At 40.9% G+C, this 17,998-nt stretch carries 17 protein-coding genes, 2 tRNA genes and 1 other RNA gene; 13 read left to right on the plus strand and 7 right to left on the minus strand.

Annotation, left to right across the window (positions count from 1 at the left end; translation table 11 throughout):
• Positions 1-11: 11 nt before the first annotated feature.
• Both HLH14_RS06090 and HLH14_RS06095 read right to left on the minus strand, forming a co-directional pair.
• Positions 12-1,946, minus strand: coding sequence for a DNA primase (locus HLH14_RS06090; RefSeq protein ID WP_067724004.1), 1,935 nt, complete (start codon positions 1,944-1,946; stop codon positions 12-14).
• A gap of 203 nt (positions 1,947-2,149) precedes the next feature.
• On the minus strand, positions 2,150-3,181 hold the full coding sequence (locus tag HLH14_RS06095; RefSeq protein ID WP_067724005.1) for an outer membrane protein assembly factor BamD: 1,032 nt from the start codon (positions 3,179-3,181) through the stop codon (positions 2,150-2,152).
• Between the two features lie 71 nt (positions 3,182-3,252).
• On the opposite strand from HLH14_RS06095, the gene rluD reads away from it, so the two are divergent.
• The 3 genes from rluD to HLH14_RS06110 are packed head-to-tail and all read left to right on the plus strand — an operon-like array spanning position 3,253 to position 5,676.
• Positions 3,253-4,305 carry a 23S rRNA pseudouridine(1911/1915/1917) synthase RluD gene (gene rluD, locus HLH14_RS06100; protein WP_067724006.1) on the plus strand — a complete coding sequence of 351 codons (1,053 nt, stop codon included), beginning with the start codon at positions 3,253-3,255 and terminating at the stop codon, positions 4,303-4,305.
• A 39-nt stretch (positions 4,306-4,344) separates the two neighbouring features.
• Positions 4,345-5,085 carry a peptidoglycan editing factor PgeF gene (pgeF, locus tag HLH14_RS06105; RefSeq protein WP_067724007.1) on the plus strand — a complete coding sequence of 247 codons (741 nt, stop codon included), beginning with the start codon at positions 4,345-4,347 and terminating at the stop codon, positions 5,083-5,085.
• Between the two features lie 39 nt (positions 5,086-5,124).
• Positions 5,125-5,676, plus strand: a complete 552-nt coding sequence (locus HLH14_RS06110; RefSeq protein ID WP_067724008.1) for a flavodoxin family protein — start codon at positions 5,125-5,127, stop codon at positions 5,674-5,676.
• Positions 5,677-5,740: 64 nt separating this feature from the next.
• Here the strand turns inward: HLH14_RS06110 and smpB are convergent, their stop codons facing one another.
• The gene (gene smpB / locus HLH14_RS06115) at positions 5,741-6,220 is read right to left on the minus strand and encodes an SsrA-binding protein SmpB (protein ID WP_067724009.1); all 480 of its coding nucleotides are present in this window, start codon (positions 6,218-6,220) and stop codon (positions 5,741-5,743) included.
• Between the two features lie 140 nt (positions 6,221-6,360).
• Here smpB and coaD point away from each other — a divergent pair, with 140 nt between their 5' ends.
• From coaD to HLH14_RS06135, 4 genes are all read left to right on the plus strand, one after another.
• On the plus strand, positions 6,361-6,852 hold the full coding sequence (coaD, locus tag HLH14_RS06120) for a pantetheine-phosphate adenylyltransferase (RefSeq protein WP_067724010.1): 492 nt from the start codon (positions 6,361-6,363) through the stop codon (positions 6,850-6,852).
• 1 nt (position 6,853) lies between these two features.
• Entirely contained in the window at positions 6,854-7,117 is a 264-nt protein-coding gene (locus tag HLH14_RS06125) for a YfhL family 4Fe-4S dicluster ferredoxin (RefSeq protein ID WP_067724011.1), read from the plus strand.
• Between the two features lie 26 nt (positions 7,118-7,143).
• An RNA gene (gene rnpB, locus HLH14_RS06130) (RNase P RNA component class A) lies at positions 7,144-7,526 on the plus strand.
• A gap of 72 nt (positions 7,527-7,598) precedes the next feature.
• Positions 7,599-7,675 (plus strand) — tRNA-Met (locus HLH14_RS06135).
• 68 nt (positions 7,676-7,743) lie between these two features.
• Here the strand turns inward: HLH14_RS06135 and HLH14_RS06140 are convergent.
• Entirely contained in the window at positions 7,744-8,151 is a 408-nt protein-coding gene (locus tag HLH14_RS06140) for a hypothetical protein (RefSeq protein ID WP_067724012.1), read from the minus strand.
• 180 nt (positions 8,152-8,331) lie between these two features.
• On the opposite strand from HLH14_RS06140, the gene HLH14_RS06145 reads away from it, so the two are divergent.
• Positions 8,332-8,408, plus strand: a tRNA-Met gene (locus HLH14_RS06145).
• A gap of 84 nt (positions 8,409-8,492) precedes the next feature.
• On the opposite strand, the gene HLH14_RS06150 is transcribed toward HLH14_RS06145, so the two are convergent.
• Entirely contained in the window at positions 8,493-9,518 is a 1,026-nt protein-coding gene (locus tag HLH14_RS06150; RefSeq protein ID WP_228139725.1) for a hypothetical protein, read from the minus strand.
• Entirely contained in the window at positions 9,511-11,136 is a 1,626-nt protein-coding gene (locus tag HLH14_RS06155; RefSeq protein ID WP_067724014.1) for an NAD+ synthase, read from the minus strand. Before HLH14_RS06155 ends, HLH14_RS06150 begins: the two co-directional genes overlap by 8 nt.
• A gap of 246 nt (positions 11,137-11,382) precedes the next feature.
• Between HLH14_RS06155 and HLH14_RS06160 the strand changes: the two genes are divergently transcribed.
• A complete protein-coding gene (locus HLH14_RS06160; RefSeq protein ID WP_067724015.1) occupies positions 11,383-11,868 on the plus strand; it encodes a type IV secretion protein Rhs in 486 nt (161 codons plus the stop codon).
• Between the two features lie 122 nt (positions 11,869-11,990).
• Here the strand turns inward: HLH14_RS06160 and gltA are convergent, their stop codons facing one another.
• Entirely contained in the window at positions 11,991-13,268 is a 1,278-nt protein-coding gene (gltA, locus tag HLH14_RS06165) for a citrate synthase (RefSeq protein WP_067724016.1), read from the minus strand.
• A 1,021-nt stretch (positions 13,269-14,289) separates the two neighbouring features.
• Here gltA and sdhC point away from each other — a divergent pair.
• From sdhC to HLH14_RS06185, 4 genes are read left to right on the plus strand one after another with little or no spacing between them, the layout of a single operon-like run.
• Complete coding sequence (sdhC, locus tag HLH14_RS06170) at positions 14,290-14,688, plus strand: succinate dehydrogenase, cytochrome b556 subunit (RefSeq protein WP_067724017.1); 399 nt, start codon at positions 14,290-14,292, stop codon at positions 14,686-14,688.
• Positions 14,688-15,053: a succinate dehydrogenase, hydrophobic membrane anchor protein gene (gene sdhD / locus HLH14_RS06175; RefSeq protein ID WP_067724018.1), complete on the plus strand. Its 366-nt coding sequence runs from the start codon at positions 14,688-14,690 to the stop codon at positions 15,051-15,053. The genes sdhC and sdhD overlap by 1 nt, the downstream gene beginning before the upstream one ends.
• A gap of 12 nt (positions 15,054-15,065) precedes the next feature.
• On the plus strand, positions 15,066-16,964 hold the full coding sequence (locus HLH14_RS06180) for an FAD-binding protein (RefSeq protein ID WP_067724019.1): 1,899 nt from the start codon (positions 15,066-15,068) through the stop codon (positions 16,962-16,964).
• 14 nt (positions 16,965-16,978) lie between these two features.
• Positions 16,979-17,689, plus strand: a complete 711-nt coding sequence (locus HLH14_RS06185) for a succinate dehydrogenase iron-sulfur subunit (RefSeq protein ID WP_067724020.1) — start codon at positions 16,979-16,981, stop codon at positions 17,687-17,689.
• Positions 17,690-17,998 lie beyond the last annotated feature (309 nt).

Genomic DNA, 17,998 nt, shown 5'->3' on the forward strand with positions numbered 1-17,998 from the left:
CGTATGGCCACTTATTCGTCTATAAGCGTAAGTGCCCTTTTTTTTGCAATCTCGGAAATGCGCAGTTTCAGATTCTTCATTTCTGCAATGCTGCTAAATTTTTTCGATTTCATCTTTTTCGTTAGAAATTCATACTGTAATTTTGTAGATAAATCCGCTGCAAGCTTATCTGCTTGCTCTGGTGATGAAGTGTAATCGCTGACATTCGCATTCTGTAAAATATGCTGTAATTCATGATGGTACGCTGCACATGCACCCAAGACATAATATTGCGATAATTCGGTGTCATCCGGTAAATCATCAAAAATCACATTAAAGATATTTAAAATTTTAAACAGCAATTGATCTTGTGAAATTAAAGCACTCAGCGGTTCAAAATGAATATACAAATAAGGGTGATTCATCAAAATTGCAATCACATATTCTTCAGCATCAATTTTGGTGCTAAAGCTTAAAGACGCGTCATTGTTGACTTGCGGCTGCCATTTACGGCTATAACCGAGCTTTTCACGGAAATATTGCTGCAACAAATACCGGTAAGAACCATGTTTCGGCAACAGTTCAGTGAGCTGTTTGAGTTCGCCCATGACCTGACTTTTACCTTCAGGCGATGTGCTGTTATGGTTCTGAGTTAAATAGGCAAAAATAAACTCAGATAAAAGCGGTGCAGCTTGCAACATGCGTTGGAAGCTTTCCAAACCTTCACGACGAATCAGAGAATCCGGATCGTGATCATTTGGGAGTACGAAAAACTTGAGTTCACGACCATCATTTAATAATGGTAGAGCAATTTCTAAAGTACGACGCGCCGCTTTTTGTCCCGCAGCATCACCATCAAAAGCAATGGTAATACGTTGATTCTGCTTAAATAAAATATCCAGGTGTTCGGTGTTGCTGGCTGTCCCTAGTGTCGCTACAGCCCCATAGATGCCATATTGCTGCAGGGCAATGACATCCATATAACCCTCAACCATCAACCAGTCTTGAGCTTTTTGCTTGCGTCCTTCATATAAACCATACAGCAGTCGGTTTTTATGAAAGACATCAGAATCTGGCGAGTTGATGTATTTGGGTTTGATTTCGTCATTTAAAGCGCGACCACCAAAGCCAACTACACGACCTTTAGAATCTCGAATCGGGAAAATCACACGGTCACGTAACAAGTCGAAGCCACGACCGCTGTCACTGGTACGAATCAGCCCCAGCAACTTTAAGCCTTCTATATCTTGAGGGAAGGCTTTTTCAAGGTGTTGCCAGTCTTCAGGTGCATAACCTAAACGCCAATAAGCAATAGTTTCAGCACTTAAACCACGCTGTTTGAAATATTGCTGTGCGGTCTGACTATGCGGTAATTGCTGCTCATAATAGAGCGCAATATTTTCCAATAAATCGTATAAGTTACCGTCTTGAGGAATATCTTCAAAGGGTGCTGTCGCTTGATCAAACGCCGTAAATGGATCATTGCCATAGAACGCACCCTCTTGCATTTGGAATTCTGCAAAAGGGTCGTGATCCATTGTTATCGGTGATGGGGCATTAGAATTTTGTTGTAAATTCGCTGCAGCATTTTGAGTGTTGGGTTTAATTTTTTTCGCAACAGGCTGAGGCTTTGCTGCTTCACGTTTGTATTTGAGTTTAGTTGAATCTTGATTATCTTTAGGAAGTTCAATGCCGGTTTGGCTCGACAGATCTTTCATCACATCGACAAAATTACGACCGTCGATATCCATTAAAAAGCGGATGGCATTACCGTTAGCCTGACAACCAAAGCAATGGAAGTACTGTTTATCTCGATACACATGGAACGAGGGCGATTTTTCCTGATGAAAAGGGCAGCAACCTGAATAGGTGCGACCGGTTTTCTTAAGTTTCACGCGCTGACCAATCAGATCGACAATATCTGTTCGATCTAATATTTGATCAATCGTGTGTTGAGGAATAGCCATACGTATGCAATCGGGTTGTGATCTATCTATTAAAAAATGGCTGACAAATGGGCTGTCAGAAGTTAGCTATGTTAAAAGTGCATCAGCTGTTAAAAGTTAATTTGTATACCTTTTGCACAAAATGATCAATATGATCGGTTAAAATAACAAAAGGGCAAGTATGATAACTTGCCCTTCATGAAAATGCGACCAGTAAGCTCGGCTTATTTAGTTGCTGGAGCTTCTTCTGTGGTCGGTTCTTCAATCGTTTCCTGTTTCGGTGCAGTAATACTACTTTCAGTTTGTGGTCGATCTAACAAGCCGAAACTTAAACGATTGGTGATGCTGCGTTTCTCCCCATCTTCAGAGCTTTGTTGTTGCTCTGCCTCTGTTGAAGTCTGCGCTTCACGTCCAAACACACCTAAAGTTGCGCGGTTAATCCAGCTGCCTTCACTGCGTGCAGCACGAAGATTCACGCTACCATCCGCTTTAACCAGGTTTGGATAATTGAGCTTTAACACTTCAATATATTGCTTCGAAGTTTGCGTATCACCTAATTTGTCATAACCATAGGCAATCGTGGCTAAGGCTTCAGGCACTTGAGGCGTTTGTGGATAGTGTTCTACCACCCATAGTGAGCGTTCAACTGCAGCTAGCCATGCCTTGCGTTTGATATTAAAACGCGCAGCATTCATCTCGGATTCAGCCAATTCAGTACCAATAAACTTCATGCGCTGTGCTGCATCGACTGCATAAGTGCTCGATGGGAAGCGGCGGATGAAATCTACAAAGTTCTGATAAGCCACTTTTAAATAGCTGACATCACGGTGTGCCTGCTTTAATGAGGTATAGCGTAATAGACCATTATAGTTTTGTTCCATATTCGCCACGCCACGAACATAGTAAGCATAGTCCACATTTGGATGTTGTGGATTTAAGCGAATAAAACGTTCAGCAAGTGCAATGGCACCTTCATAATCTTTTTGTTGAAATTTAACGTACAACAATTCTAATTGTGCTTGTTGCGCATAATCACCTGTAGGGTAATAAGTATCTAGCGCTTCAAGATGCTTAGCCGCGTCGGTATATTGACCACGTTCAAGGGCTTTTTCAGCTTTTTGAATATAAACTTGCTCGCTAGATTGTGGTCCTGTATCCACAACATCTTTCTTTGGATTACTGCTACAGCCCGCTATTGCCGACGCAACGCCTAAAGATAAAGCAAGCATTGTCATTTTATAACGTGGTAACGACATAAAAATTCCTCTGTTAATACGGGCAATGAGCTACAATTGCACTATTAAACCACTTTTGTCTGAATGAGCAAATGAGTCAAGCACAATCTTCTAATTCTAATTTCCCTGAAACTGATTTCAATTTACTTGAAGATTCTGAGGATGCAGATAACCATACTTCAGACTCAACTGCAACACGTTTATCGTTGCAATTTCAATTGGATGAAAGTTATTTAGGGCAACGTATCGACCAGGTTGCAGCTCTGGTCTGGAACGATTTTTCCCGTGAAAAATTGAAGCAGTGGCTGAAAGATGGCCATTTGTTGGTAAATGGTAACACTGTCAAGCCCAAGTATAAATGTGAAGGCAATGAGCTTTTAACACTCAATGTTGAGCTGGAAGTTCAAACCAAAAGCTTGCCTGAAGATATTCCATTGAATATTGTTTATGAAGATGACGACATTATTGTCATTAATAAACCGGTCGGCATGGTGGTTCATCCAGGCGCGGGCAACAGCTCGGGTACCTTGGTGAATGCCTTGTTGCATCATTATCCTAAATCGGCTGAGTTGACACGTGCCGGTCTGGTACACCGTATTGATAAAGACACCAGCGGTTTGCTGGTGGTTGCGAAAAATCTGGAATCTCAATTTGCATTGAGTAAGCAGTTGGCGAAGAAAACCGTCTACCGTGTTTATGATCTGGTGGTTTACGGCAAAATTATTGCCGGTGGCACCATTGATGAGCCGATTAAACGTCATCCGGTTGATCGTATTAAAATGGCCATCTTGCCGGGTGGTAAGGATGCGGTAACACATTACAACGTGAAAGAGCGCTTCCAGCATTTCACCCGTGTACAAGCGCGTTTGGAAACGGGTCGTACCCATCAAATTCGTGTTCATTTTAGTTATCTGGGCTTTGGTCTGGTCGGTGATCCGGTGTATATGAGTCGTGTCCGCGTTCCTGCCGGTGCTTCTGAGTTACTGGGTGAAACTTTGCGTGGCTTTAAACGCCAGGCATTACATGCATCAAAACTTGGCCTGGTTCATCCACGTTCAGGTGAAGATATGATGTTTGAAGCACCGTGGGCAGATGACTTTGCTCAATTGGTTGAAGTGTTACGTAGCGAAAACCAAGCCTACTAAGCTATTTTATCGCTTGCTATGAATCATAAGGAAAGAGACATGCAATTTGTTCAAGGGCTTCCACAAGGCGTATTTGTTGGGCAGACACGAGTGCATCATCAAAAAGCTCAACCCTCTGCGCAACCTGAACTTGCAGGATTTAACTTGGCATTGCATGTCCATGATGATGCAAAGCGTGTACAGCAGCATCGTATGGCGTTACTACAGGAGTTTGCCGAATTCGGCGTCGATAAAGTGACCTGGATGACACAAACTCACAGCACCATTTGTCATACCATCAATGAAGAAATTTATTTTGAAGCCCTAGAAGGCGATGGTCTGGTCACCCAGCGTAAAGCGCATGCTTTAATGATGATGACTGCGGATTGTTTGCCTGTCGTGCTTGGCAATGCAGATGGCACGGAAATCGCGAATCTCCATGCCGGTTGGCGAGGCTTGGCCAATGGTATTGTTGAAAATACCATTGCGAGCATGCAAAGTCAGCCAGCTTGGGCATGGTTAGGCGCTGCAATCAGCCAGTCATGTTTTGAAATTGGTGAAGAAGTCAAATTCGCTTTTTGTTCAAAATATCCTGAACTGGAGAGTGCTTTTAAAGACAGTGGAAAATCCGCTAAGTTTTATGCCGACTTGTATGCCATCGCACGATTTATTCTGCAGCAACACGGTGTTGAGGTTGTGCTTGGTGGTGACCAATGTTCTTATCAACAAGCGGAAGAATACTTTTCCTATCGCCGTGAAACAAAGACAGGACGCATGGCCACATTCGTGTTTATGGCTTGAAACTGTTAAACTTGCTTAAAATTTACTGCTTTTATTGATATGTCTTTATCTTCGAAATCTATTGCCATCGTTTATCATAGCCCCTATGGACATACTGCAAAAGTTGCCTCTTTTATTGCTCAAGGTGCCAAGCAAACAGGTATTCATGTGCATTGCATGAACATTGAACATGTCGATTGGGATGTACTAGATCAAGCTGATGCGATTGTTTTCGGCTGCCCAACCTATATGGGAAGTTTAACTGCTGCTTTGAAGTTATTTATGGAGCAGTCTTCCAAACGCTGGTTGGCACGCACATGGCAAGGCAAAATCGCAGCTGGCTTTACCAATGGTGGTGGATTGAGCGGTGACAAGTTAGCAGTATTGCAACAGATTAATTTGTTTGCTATGCAACATGGTATGTTGTGGACAGGCTTGCCGATGATGCCCACCGGGCGTAGCACGCAGGATTTGAACCGGATGTCGAGCTTTTTAGGTTTAATGACCCAGTCTGATAATGCACCTGTTGAAACAACACCGCCACAAGGTGATTTAGATACAGCCATCTGGTTTGGTGAATATATCGGCTTATTGCTGGCTAAACTAAAATAAAAGCAGATTGATGTGAATATTAAAAAACCTCCAGATGGAGGTTTTTTGTTTTATCGATAAAAACTTATTTATGGAAAATACGTGCTTTATCACGCTGCCAATCGCGGTCTTTTTCAGTCGCACGTTTGTCATGCAGCTGTTTACCTTTTACTAAGGCAATTTCAAGTTTCGCTTTTGGACCTTTGAAATAACACGCCAATGGAACACATGAATAACCTTTCTGGTTAATCGCACCCATTAACTTTTCAATTTCACGACGGTTCAATAACAACTTACGCGTACGTGTTGCTTCAGGCACAACATGTGATGATGCGCTCAGCAAAGGCTGAACCTGTGCGCCAAACAAGAAGGCTTCACCATTTTTAAAGGTAATATAGCTTTCTACGATGGTCATACGACCTGCACGCATTGATTTTACTTCCCAGCCTTGTAATGAAAGACCAGCTTCAAATTTCTCTTCAATAAAATAATCGTGGCGGGCACGTTTGTTAAGTGCAATAGTTCCGCCGTTATTTTTTTTAACTACAATACTTGCTTTCGCCATAATCTGATACTTCCAATCTTACTGCTATTGTACCGCAACTCGAACCAAGATGAAGTTTTTTAAATTTATGAGGATTATTCACTAAAAAAACAAGTTTTTGTTAAAATAAGTATCTACACAATAAACTAGAGTACAAATGGATGTCTAAAACTCGCGTTATTTATCCGGGCACATTCGATCCAATCACCAATGGTCATATCGATTTAGTGTCACGTGCAGCGAAAATGTTTGATGAAGTTGTGGTTGCCATTGCCATTGGTCATCATAAGAATCCAGTCTTTAGTTTAGAAGAGCGAGTGGATTTGGCGCAGAGTTCGTTAAGTCACTTGCCCAATGTAGAATTTGTGGGCTTTGATGGTTTGTTGGTGAATTTTTTCCGTGAACAAAAAGCTACAGCAGTGCTTCGTGGTTTGCGTGCAGTATCTGACTTTGAATACGAATTTCAATTGGCCAATATGAATCGTCGCCTTGATTCGAATTTTGAAGCGGTGTTTTTAACCCCTTCAGAGCAATATTCTTTTATTTCATCTACGTTGGTACGTGAAATAGCACGTTTAAATGGTGATGTGACCCAGTTTGTACCGCAAGCTGTGGTTGAAGCCTTTAAACGGAAACAGCAACAAGGTTGGTAGCGTGTCTTTATATATTACCGATGAATGCATCAATTGTGATGTTTGTGAGCCGGTGTGCCCGAATGAGGCCATTTTTATGGGTGAAATCATTTATGAAATTCACCCAAACTTATGTACCGAATGTGTCGGGCATTTTGATGAACCCCAGTGTCAATTATTCTGTCCAGTCGATTGTATTCCGAATGACCCAGAGCATGTGGAGTCACAAGATCAATTGATGGATAAATATAAAAAACTGATTGCTCAAAAAAGCACAAGCAATTAGTGCTGAAGTTTGATAAGATGCGCCCCGAAGTGAGCTAGACGATCGCTGCTGTGTAGATCTTCGTGATTGAAACAGGGGAGGAAAGTCCGGGCTTCATAGGGCAGGGTGCCAGGTAACGCCTGGGCGGTGAAAGCCGACGGCAAGTGCAGCAGAGAGTAGACCGCCATCTTTGCAATTTCCCTTCAGGGAGACCAAGAGAGATGGTAAGGGTGAAAGGGTGCGGTAAGAGCGCACCGCGTGTCTGGTAACAGTTCACGGCAAGGTAAACCCCACCAGAAGCAAGACCAAATAGGAATCCTGAGGCACGGCCCGTGCTGGATTCGGGTAGGTCGCTTGAGCGTACGAGTGATTGTGCGCCTAGAGGAATGATCGTTCACGACAGAACCCGGCTTATCGGCTCACTTCACTAATTTTTTTACAATTATTGTGTGATATTTCTTGACATGCAGCATGTTGAAATAGATAATACGCGCACAGTTTTGGCTATGTAGCTCAGTTGGTTAGAGCACCGCACTCATAATGCGGGGGTCACAGGTTCAAGTCCCGTCATAGCCACCATTTTCATAGGTCACGCTTCTATAAGCGTGACCTTTTTTTATGCTTAAAATTTATATTTAAAAAATAATTTATTCGCACTGAATGGCGCTTGTTGCCAGTTTAATTTTTGGAAATTCTTGATCGTATTTTTCTAGAATAGTGTCTTTCTTATCTGCACCGAACACCATTAATTGTAATTGACTAATTTTATGTTCAGTCAAATACTGATATGCGCAATGCAGTGCGATCTGGTTTTGTTTGGCAATCGCTAATTTTTGATCTTCTGGAATTTGTTCAATTCGATAGAGTTTTTGTTGTGCTTTACTGAGCTGGGCAAGGCTACGCTTTTGTTGCATGCTCAGCAGTTGTTGATTGTTGATCCAGCGTGCTACATCCATACGTACGCCATTGTAGTTCACAAAGAGGGGAGAGATCACTTGACAGCCTGTACCCACAATAGCGACTAAGCTTATACAGATTAATTTGAATTGATTCATATGCTTCTCGGTCTATTGAGGTTTTTATTTGGGGGGAATAATGGGAAAAATATCATGAATAAAAGCGGGTTTTGTTTAAATATTAACTTAAAAATTTTAAATCGATTAAAGTCTGAACACTTGTAAAATAAAGGGCTTGACGCTACTCGCTGAAATTTAGATAATGCGCACACAGTTTATGGCTATGTAGCTCAGTTGGTTAGAGCACCGCACTCATAATGCGGGGGTCACAGGTTCAAGTCCCGTCATAGCCACCATTTTTATAGACCACGCTCTCAGCGTGGTCTCTTTTTTTGTGGGTCAAGAAAGTATTGGCTTGTATAAAAAATACGAGAAAAGAATTACAATTTGTCTTGGATATACTGCTCAATAAATTGATGTGTTGTTTCGCTTAAATAAAAAGGCGAGATCAGTTGCTGTAGAATCTCGTCTAATAAACCTTGTTGTTCTAGAGCCTGAATTGCATGCGGCAAGAAACGCAGTGCTTCCTGATGCAAATCAGCTTCATTTAAGCCAACAGACTGCAATAATTCTTGTAGGTTGTAATCGGCAAAATAATCATAAAAAACGGCTACAACATCCAAAATCACCTGTTGTAAGTATTCGCCTTGTCTCAACTGTCGCCATGTTTCATAAACCAATATGAAAAACTCTTCAAAGTCGATGGCCTGGAATTGAGAGAAAGTTTCTTTTAAAGTTCTTTGTTTAACATCATCCCATAAATGCAGGCTGATATCGGCAAGTTCTTCATTGGGTAATAAAATGATATTACCCAGTTGTTTGAGCAGTGCCTGAGCAAGTTGCTGTTCCAATTTGAGTTCAATATTTTGTTGTTGGTCTTGAATAAAACTCAGTATTTTGGAACCCAAACCATATTCATGCGTATTTAACTTGCGTAGGTGATCCAGCCAAGGTGTATTGCTTTCGAGGATTTGATTAGCCAGCTGTAAACTCACGTGGTTTACTTGTGGATTGTGCTGCAGGTTGGCTTGAATGTAATGACGCAACTGGTCTAATTCAAGAATCTTGTACAGCCATAATTCAAACGATTCATCAGAAAATAGCTCATTGATTTGAGTGTGGCTATTAATGGCAAGATGATGAATTCTTTGTGCGATAAGGCCGATAAACTCTAAAATTTCCGCGCCTAAATTTAGTTCAAAAGCATATTTTTGAACCACATCTTGTAATGCTTCAAGTTGAATACATTGTTTTAATAGTATTTGATCTGAATGGGTATAAATGTGATGAATAAATTTTTCTATGTATGGGTTATTTTGTTCTGCTAATAATTGTTTTTTAATAAAGCGAGTTTGCTCAAGCATAAGCGCTTGAGCAAACTGTGGAGCAAAGTCCTGCTTAGGCACCCGGTGCCCATCCATTCATGATTGGATAGCGACGTTCACGGCTAAATGAGCGTGAGCTAATACGCGGGCCAATCGCAGCCTGACGACGTTTGTATTCGTTACGGTCGACCAGACGAATGATTTTTTCAACCACTTCTTTTTTAAAGCCTTTGGCAATGATGTCATCTTGGCTCATATCTTCTTCAATATAGGCATAAAGAATTGCATCAAGTACGTCATAAGCAGGTAAAGAATCTTGGTCTTTTTGGTCAGGACGAAGTTCAGCAGAAGGTGGACGAGTAATCACACGTTCAGGAATCACTGGGGTTTCTGAAATGCTGTTACGGTATTTAGCCAGTTCAAACACAATCGTTTTATACACGTCTTTCAGAACGGCATAACCACCGGCCATATCGCCATACAGCGTGCAGTAACCTACAGAAAGTTCTGATTTGTTACCAGTAGCCAATACCAGATTACCGAATTTATTCGATAATGCCATCAACAGTGTGCCACGTGAACGAGCCTGTAAATTCTCTTCAGTCGCATCCGCAGGGCTGTTGCCAAAGAATGGATACAGGGTTTGCATGAAGCTGTGAACAATTGGATTGATTTCGGCAATACCGAAAGTCACACCCATATTCTTCGCTTGTGCGGCAGCATCTTCAACACTGATTTGAGCAGTGTAGGTATACGGCATCATCACGGCTTGAACTTTGTCTGCACCAATTGCATCAACTGCAATTGCAAGTGTTAGTGCTGAGTCAATCCCGCCAGACAAACCTAGAATCACACCTGGGAAGCCAGAGCGTTGAATATAATCACGAGTCGCTAAAACCAGACCTTGATAAATTTCAGCCATGGTATCTAAAGCAGGAGTTACTGTTCCAACTTTATAAGCTTGTTGTTCAGCTGCATATTCGGCGTAATAAATATCTTCTTTAAAGCTTGGTGCCTGTAAGGCAATGCCGCCATCTTTATTGATAACAAAACTGGTGCCATCAAAAATAAGGTCGTCTTGACCACCGACTTGGTTGGTATAAACCAAATTAATGTTCAATTGTTTAGCAAGCTCGCTCATGGTGGTAAGACGATGTTGCGGTTTACCCACTTCATAAGGTGAAGCATTTAAGACTAAAGCGGTTTCAACATTTAGTTGTGATAATTGATGCACGGTACTGAGTGACCAGATATCTTCACAAATCAAAACGCCAAATTTATGACCTAAATATTCAAAAACAAGGTGTTGATGTCCTTCGCTAAAATAGCGCTTTTCATCAAATACGCTATAGTTTGGCAAGTTCTGCTTGTTATAAATGCCAAGCACTTGACCATCTTTCATTACGGCTGCAGCGTTGTAGCGGTGACCATCTTCTGTTTGATTGACAAAACCAAAGACCATTACAATGTCTTTCACTTGGCTAAGTTGCTCAAATGCTTTTTGAGTACGTTTAGCAAGGCTGGGGCGGAGTAATAAATCTTCCGCAGGATAGCCAAGGGTTGAAAGCTCTGGGAAGATAATTAAATCAGCTTTTTGTTTTTTGGCTTCATTTACCTGTTCAAGCATTTTTTGAGCATTTGCTTCGATATTGCCAATATGCGGAGAGAATTGTGCAAGGGCAATTTTAAAACTTTTCATTACAACTTAATCCTATACCTATAGGGATATATACACAGACTTATGATTTATTATGGCTATTGGTTCAACGCTGTGTACGTGACGACAAACAAATAGATGTTTAATCAATAATTAGCAATTCGATACTATATACGAATTGCGGCATTTGTTGAGAAAAAAACAAAAAAAAATCCGAATTTAGACAAAAAAACTACAGCGTTAGTGGGAGAATAAGAACGCTAAAATGCATGGTTATTGCCCGATCAGATGACATTATTTATGAAATCTATATTGCATACTTTGAATCAGTTATTTGAGGTTAAGAATCGTAAATTAACCCAAGGTGAAAGGCAGCTTGCACAGTCTGTTTTTGGTACACATTTGCAGCTGGATTCTATTCGAATTGTGGCGCATCGGGCTGTTTTGAAAAATTATGCGATTAGCCCGAATGGACATATTTATTTCCATCCGCAAAACTGGTGCGAAGACTTTTCAAAACTGTCGTTAGCTAAACAGTCATGGTTAATTCATGAGCTGACTCACGTTTGGCAAATTCAGCAAGGTTTGGCTGTGGTGCGTAAGGCAATATTTGACCGCAAATATCGTTATGTCTTGGAGCAGGGTAAGTTGTTTTTGCAGTATGGCATTGAACAGCAGGCACAGATGGTGCAGGATTATTTTATTAAAAAATCACGTGGTCAAGAGTGTCAGGCCTATGAGGACTGTATTCCGTTCCTGTCTCAAAAAGCGTGATCTTGTGCTGAGCTTAAAATAATAAAGTAGTTTATTGGGTATTAAGAAAAAATTAAAGTATTTTTGAGTCATAAAAAAACCACCCGAAAGGGTGGTTTTTTAAATCGTAGAATTCTTTCGAATTAACGACCTTGGATGTCACGTTGAACTTCACCAGTGTAAAGTTGACGTGGACGACCAATTTTGTAAGGACCGCTGTGCATTTCTAACCAGTGGCTGATCCAGCCAACAGTACGTGCAAGAGCGAAAATTACAGTAAACATTTCAGTCGGGATACCAATCGCTTTAAGGATGATACCTGAGTAGAAGTCTACGTTAGGGTATAAGTTACGTTTGATGAAGTATTCGTCAGACAACGCAATACGTTCAAGTTCCATAGCAAGAGCAAGTTGTGGATCGTTGATGCCTAGAGCAGCAAGAACTTCATCACAAGTTTCTTTCATTACTTTCGCACGTGGATCGAAGTTTTTATAAACTCGGTGACCGAAGCCCATAAGTTTAACTTCTTTAGTTTTCACTTTTTCCATGAAGCCAGCAACGTTTTCTACAGAGCCGATTTCATCAAGCATCTTAAGAACAGCTTCGTTCGCGCCGCCGTGAGCAGGACCCCAAAGTGCAGAAATACCCGCAGCGATACATGCGTAAGGGTTAGCACCTGTAGAACCAGCTAGACGTACTGTAGAAGTAGACGCATTTTGTTCGTGGTCAGCATGAAGCGTGAAAATACGATCCATTGCTTTAGCAAGAATTGGGTCAACTTTGTAATCACGATCCGCAGGAGTAGCGAACATCATGTGAAGGAAGTTTTCAGCGTAGTTCAAGTCGTTACGTGGGTAAACGAACGGTTGACCGATGGTGTATTTGTAGCTCCAAGCTGCAAGCGTAGGAACTTTAGCAATCAAGCGGATTGCTGTAATTTCACGGTGATCAACATTTTCGATGTCTAGGTTGTTGTGATAGAACGCAGAAAGCGCACCCACTACACCAACCATGATTGCCATCGGGTGAGCATCACGACGGAAACCATTGAAGAAGCGGCTAACTTGATCGTGAACCATCGTGTGGTTACGAACTTTAGCGTCAAATTCTACTTTTTGTTCAGCTGTTGGGAGTTCGCCATTTAACAATAAGTAGCAAGTTTCTAAGTAGTCTGCTTTAGTTGCTAACTGGTCGATCGGGTAACCACGGTGTAAAAGAACACCTTTACCACCATCGATGAATGTGATTTTAGATTCACATGCAGCTGTTGCCATAAAACCAGGATCAAAAGTAAAGTGACCTGCGGCCAACACATCTTTAACGTCGATTACATCTGGGCCCAATGTGCCGCTGTAAATTGGTAATTCAATTTCTTTGCCATCAAGCTGTAAAACGGCTTTTTTGCCAGTTGCTTCAGACATTCAATAGATCTCCTGTCCTGGTGAATGTTTTATCCGACTCGTAGTACTAATCTTTTAATGCGCGAATCAGATGGATCGAAAATTTGCTATAAGATTAGTGAGTACTGAAATTTTGTCAATTATACTTATGGATAAAAAATGACGTTTTCATAAGAGTTTGGTCAAAAAATAATCCAATAATGATGAGGAAAATCACAGCACAGACACGCTATAATAAGTCAAATTGTTGCTTAGGTGCAGAAAAAAATAATGCTACTGCTTTAATTGTAGGCAAGTTTTAATTCTTAAAAGCTCTAGATGTTTTGAGTTTTGCAAATGGCTTTTATGACTAAACTATTATAATTCTCGCAACTTACCGATATTGCTTGAAGGAAAGTGTTGCTTTCTTATTCATAATAAAAAGCGATTAATCATCTGTAAAAAAGTGTGCGTTTGTATAGGAAATAACTGATTTTCTGCGGTGAAGATGATGATTTATTAATCAATTGTGTAATAAAAAGCCATTTTTTTGTCTATATAGTGAACTTTATAGGGTGAGGGCGGGGAGTTATGCACAGACTAAGTTATTATTTCGTTTCATGATGTTGCCAATATGTGCTTTTACATAAATACCTTATATTTATTTAAAAAATATACAGGTGATTTTCCTGATTCATCATTATATAAAGAGATAACAAGCCATTAGGGTGCTTTGTTCATCTTTAGTCTAAATATATTGATTTAATTGTCAAAGCAAAAAACGATCAATCAAATAGTGTTTTAATTAATAAAAACCAAGTATATAGCTATGTTTTCTTAGATGTATTTTGTCTACTTTAATAGGGGAATCCATGCTAATGATTCTTATTTAATGGTTTTTTGTGGAAAAGGTAAATGTGATTGTTTGTATTTTAATAGTTCACGTTTTATAATTCCCTGTCGTTTTAAGTTTAGGTATTGCTGGATACTGCAAATACCTAACAATGCTAGCTTTCCTTCGAATTAATTCCAACAAACTCCGGATGGAGTTTTTACTTACAGGATGCCCGCTGTGAAAAGCAACAGACCTGTCAATTTGTCCATGGGTCAAGTTTTAGAAGTAAACTTAAAATCCCCTGTGGCTATTGCATCAATTCTACACCGTCTTTCTGGTGTCATCGTATTTTTACTCGTACCGGTACTTTTGTGGCTTTTAGACAAATCATTGTCTTCGGCTGAAGGTTTTGCTCAAGTTCAAGCAATCTTCGGTAGCTTCATTGTGCGTTTCATCGTATGGGTATTTGTAGCCGGTTTAATATTCCACTTTATTGCGGGTGTTAAGCATTTACTTGCAGATATCGGTGTTGCCGAAGAACTGCAAAGTGGTCGTATAGCAGCTACTATTTCATTGATCTTGTCTGCAATTGGTATTATTGCAGCATTTGTATGGATTGTTCTCTAATGAAAAGTGCTACAGGTTTTACGGGTTCAGGTTCTCGCGATTGGTTTATCCAACGTGTCAGTGCTGTTGTATTAGCTGTTTATACTGTTGTGGTATTTGGTTGGATCCTCATTAATGGCGGATTTAACTACGAACAATGGTTTGGCTTTATGATGACATTACCAATGAAGATTTTATCTTTATTGGCAGTCTTATCTCTTGTCGCACACGCTTGGATCGGCATGTGGCAGGTATTCACTGACTATGTGACTACCCGTCAAATGGGTCCTTCAGCTTCAGGTTTACGCCTAGTGCTGACATCAGCAGTAATTATTGCTGTATTTGCATATGCAATCTGGGCGATCCAGATTTTTTGGGCGAATTGATAGGAAAATATCATGGGCGCGATAACCCCTAAAGAAGATTATACAAACATTCAACACCTCACTTTTGATGCAGTCATCGTTGGTGGTGGTGGTTCAGGTATGCGTGCTTCATATCAACTTGCTCAAGCGGGTTTGAATGTTGCAGTGCTTACTAAAGTATTCCCAACACGTTCGCACACTGTTGCAGCGCAAGGTGGTATTGGTGCATCTCTTGGTAACATGCAAGAAGATAACTGGCACTACCACTTCTATGACACGGTAAAAGGTTCGGACTGGTTAGGTGACCAAGACGCAATCGAATTTATGTGTCGTGAAGCGCCAAAAGTTGTTTATGAACTTGAACACATGGGTATGCCATTTGACCGTAATGCGGACGGTACGATTTACCAACGTCCATTTGGCGGTCACTCTGCAAACTATGGTGAAAAAGCTGTTCCACGTGCATGTGCTGCTGCCGACCGTACAGGTCATGCGCTTCTTCATACGCTTTATCAAAGCAACGTGAAAATGGGTACTCAATTTTTCGTAGAATGGATCGCGCTTGATCTGATTCGTAACGAAGCTGGTGATGTACTGGGTGTGACTGCAATTGACCAGGAAACTGGTAATATTGCGGTATTCCAAGCAAAAGCGACATTGTTTGCAACTGGTGGTGCGGGTCGTGTTTATCGTGCATCTACCAATGCGTATATCAATACTGGTGACGGTCTTGGTATGGCTGCTCGTTCTGGTATTCCATTACAAGATATGGAATTCTGGCAGTTCCACCCAACAGGTGTTGCGGGCGCAGGCGTATTGTTGACTGAAGGTTGTCGTGGTGAAGGTGCAATCCTTCGCAACAAAGACGGCGAACCGTTCATGGAACGTTATGCACCAACTTTGAAAGACTTGGCACCACGTGACTTCGTATCACGTTCTATGGACCAGGAAATTAAAGAAGGTCGTGGTTGTGGTCCTAAAGGTGATTATATCCTTCTAGATATGACGCATTTGGGTGCGGATACGATCATGAAACGTCTTCCATCTGTATTTGAGATTGGTAAGAAGTTCGCGAACGTTGATATTACTAAAGAACCAATTCCTGTTGTGCCGACAATCCATTATCAAATGGGTGGTATTCCAACAAATATTCATGGACAGGTTGTTGTTCCTGAAGGTGCTTCGGATACTAACTTTGAAGCAGGTTATGACAAAAGTGGTGACGTTTACTCAACCAACGGTGGTGAGCGTAACTATACAAAACCTGTTAAAGGCTTCTATGCAATTGGTGAGTGTTCTTGCGTATCTGTACATGGTGCAAACCGTTTAGGTACCAACTCGCTGCTTGACTTGGTTGTATTTGGTAAGGCTGCTGGTGAACACATTATTGATTACGTGACTAAACATCACGGTGATGAGTACCAACCGCTTCCGACCACAGTGTTTGAAAATACAAGAAAGCGTATTCGTCACTTAGATGAATCAACTTCTGGTGAAAATGCTCAAGACGTTGCTGATGCAATTCGTGACATCGTTCAAGACCATGCTGGTGTATTCCGTACTCAAGCATTACTTGATGAAGGCGTGAAACAAATTCTTGCGATTGAGCCACGTGTTCGTAATATTCATTTAAAAGACAAATCTAAAGTATTTAACACCGCACGTGTTGAGGCTCTAGAGGTTGAGAATTTATACGAAGTCGCGAAAGCAACGTTAATTTCTGCTGCTGCTCGTAAAGAATGTCGTGGTGCACATACTGTTGTTGATTATGAATTGCCAGCAGATCACCCAACATATTCTTACGGTCGCCGTGATGATGAATGGATGAAGCATACTTTGTGGTTCTCTTCAGACAATCATCTTGAATACAAACCAGTCCGTTACAAACCAGTATCGGTTGATGCGATTCCACCAGCACCACGTACATTCTAATCAGGAGAATAAAGATGAGTAGAGGTATCCGTACATTTCATATCTACCGCTATGATCCTGATAAGGATAAAGCACCGTACATGCAAACTTTTAAACTTGAGTTGACTGACAAGCACCGTATGTTGCTTGACGCTCTTCTTGCGTTAAAAGTACAAGACGAATCTTTAACGTTCCGTCGTTCATGTCGTGAAGGTATTTGTGGTTCTGATGGTGTAAACATCAACGGTAAAAATGGTTTGGCTTGTTTGTGGAATCTTAACGATTTACCAAACGAAATCACCATTCGTCCTTTACCAGGTTTACCTGTAGTAAAAGACTTGGTTGTTGATATGAATCAGTTCTACGATCAGTACAACAAAATTCATCCATTCTTGATCAATAATCAGCCTGCGCCAGCGAAGGAGCGTTTACAGTCTCCTGAAGAACGCGAGCATTTAAATGGTCTTTATGAATGTATTCTTTGTGCATGCTGTTCAACTGCATGTCCATCATTCTGGTGGAACCCGGACAAATTCTTGGGTCCTTCAGCATTGTTGAATGCATACCGCTTCATTATTGACTCTCGTGATACAGCAACTCAAGATCGTTTGGCTCGTCTTGACGATCCATTCAGCTTGTTCCGTTGTAAAGGCATCATGAACTGTGTATCTGTTTGTCCTAAAGGTTTGAATCCAACTAAAGCGATCGGTCACATCCGTAGCATGTTGTTAGACCAAGCGGGCTAATATTTAGCAGTCAAAAAAGCACACCTCATGGTGTGCTTTTTTATGTTTTGAATATCATAATGATTTATAGGTTCATGCAAAAAATGTATGTAATGGGTGAGGGTGGTTGTTATTGGTGTTGAATTAAATGACTGGAATTGTTTAAAAATAAATCGAAATGACATGAAAGCTTAATTAAATTGTAGTTAAGTTGTTCGAATTGACAATTAAAGCGCCAATCTCAAGTTTGAATCTACAAAGTTGAGATTAAAATGTTAAGATATAACCTAAATAAAGAGGGCCAGTTTAAATATTGTGCTCTCTTTTATT

This window comes from Acinetobacter terrae, assembly GCF_013004375.1.
GTDB lineage: Bacteria > Pseudomonadota > Gammaproteobacteria > Pseudomonadales > Moraxellaceae > Acinetobacter > Acinetobacter terrae.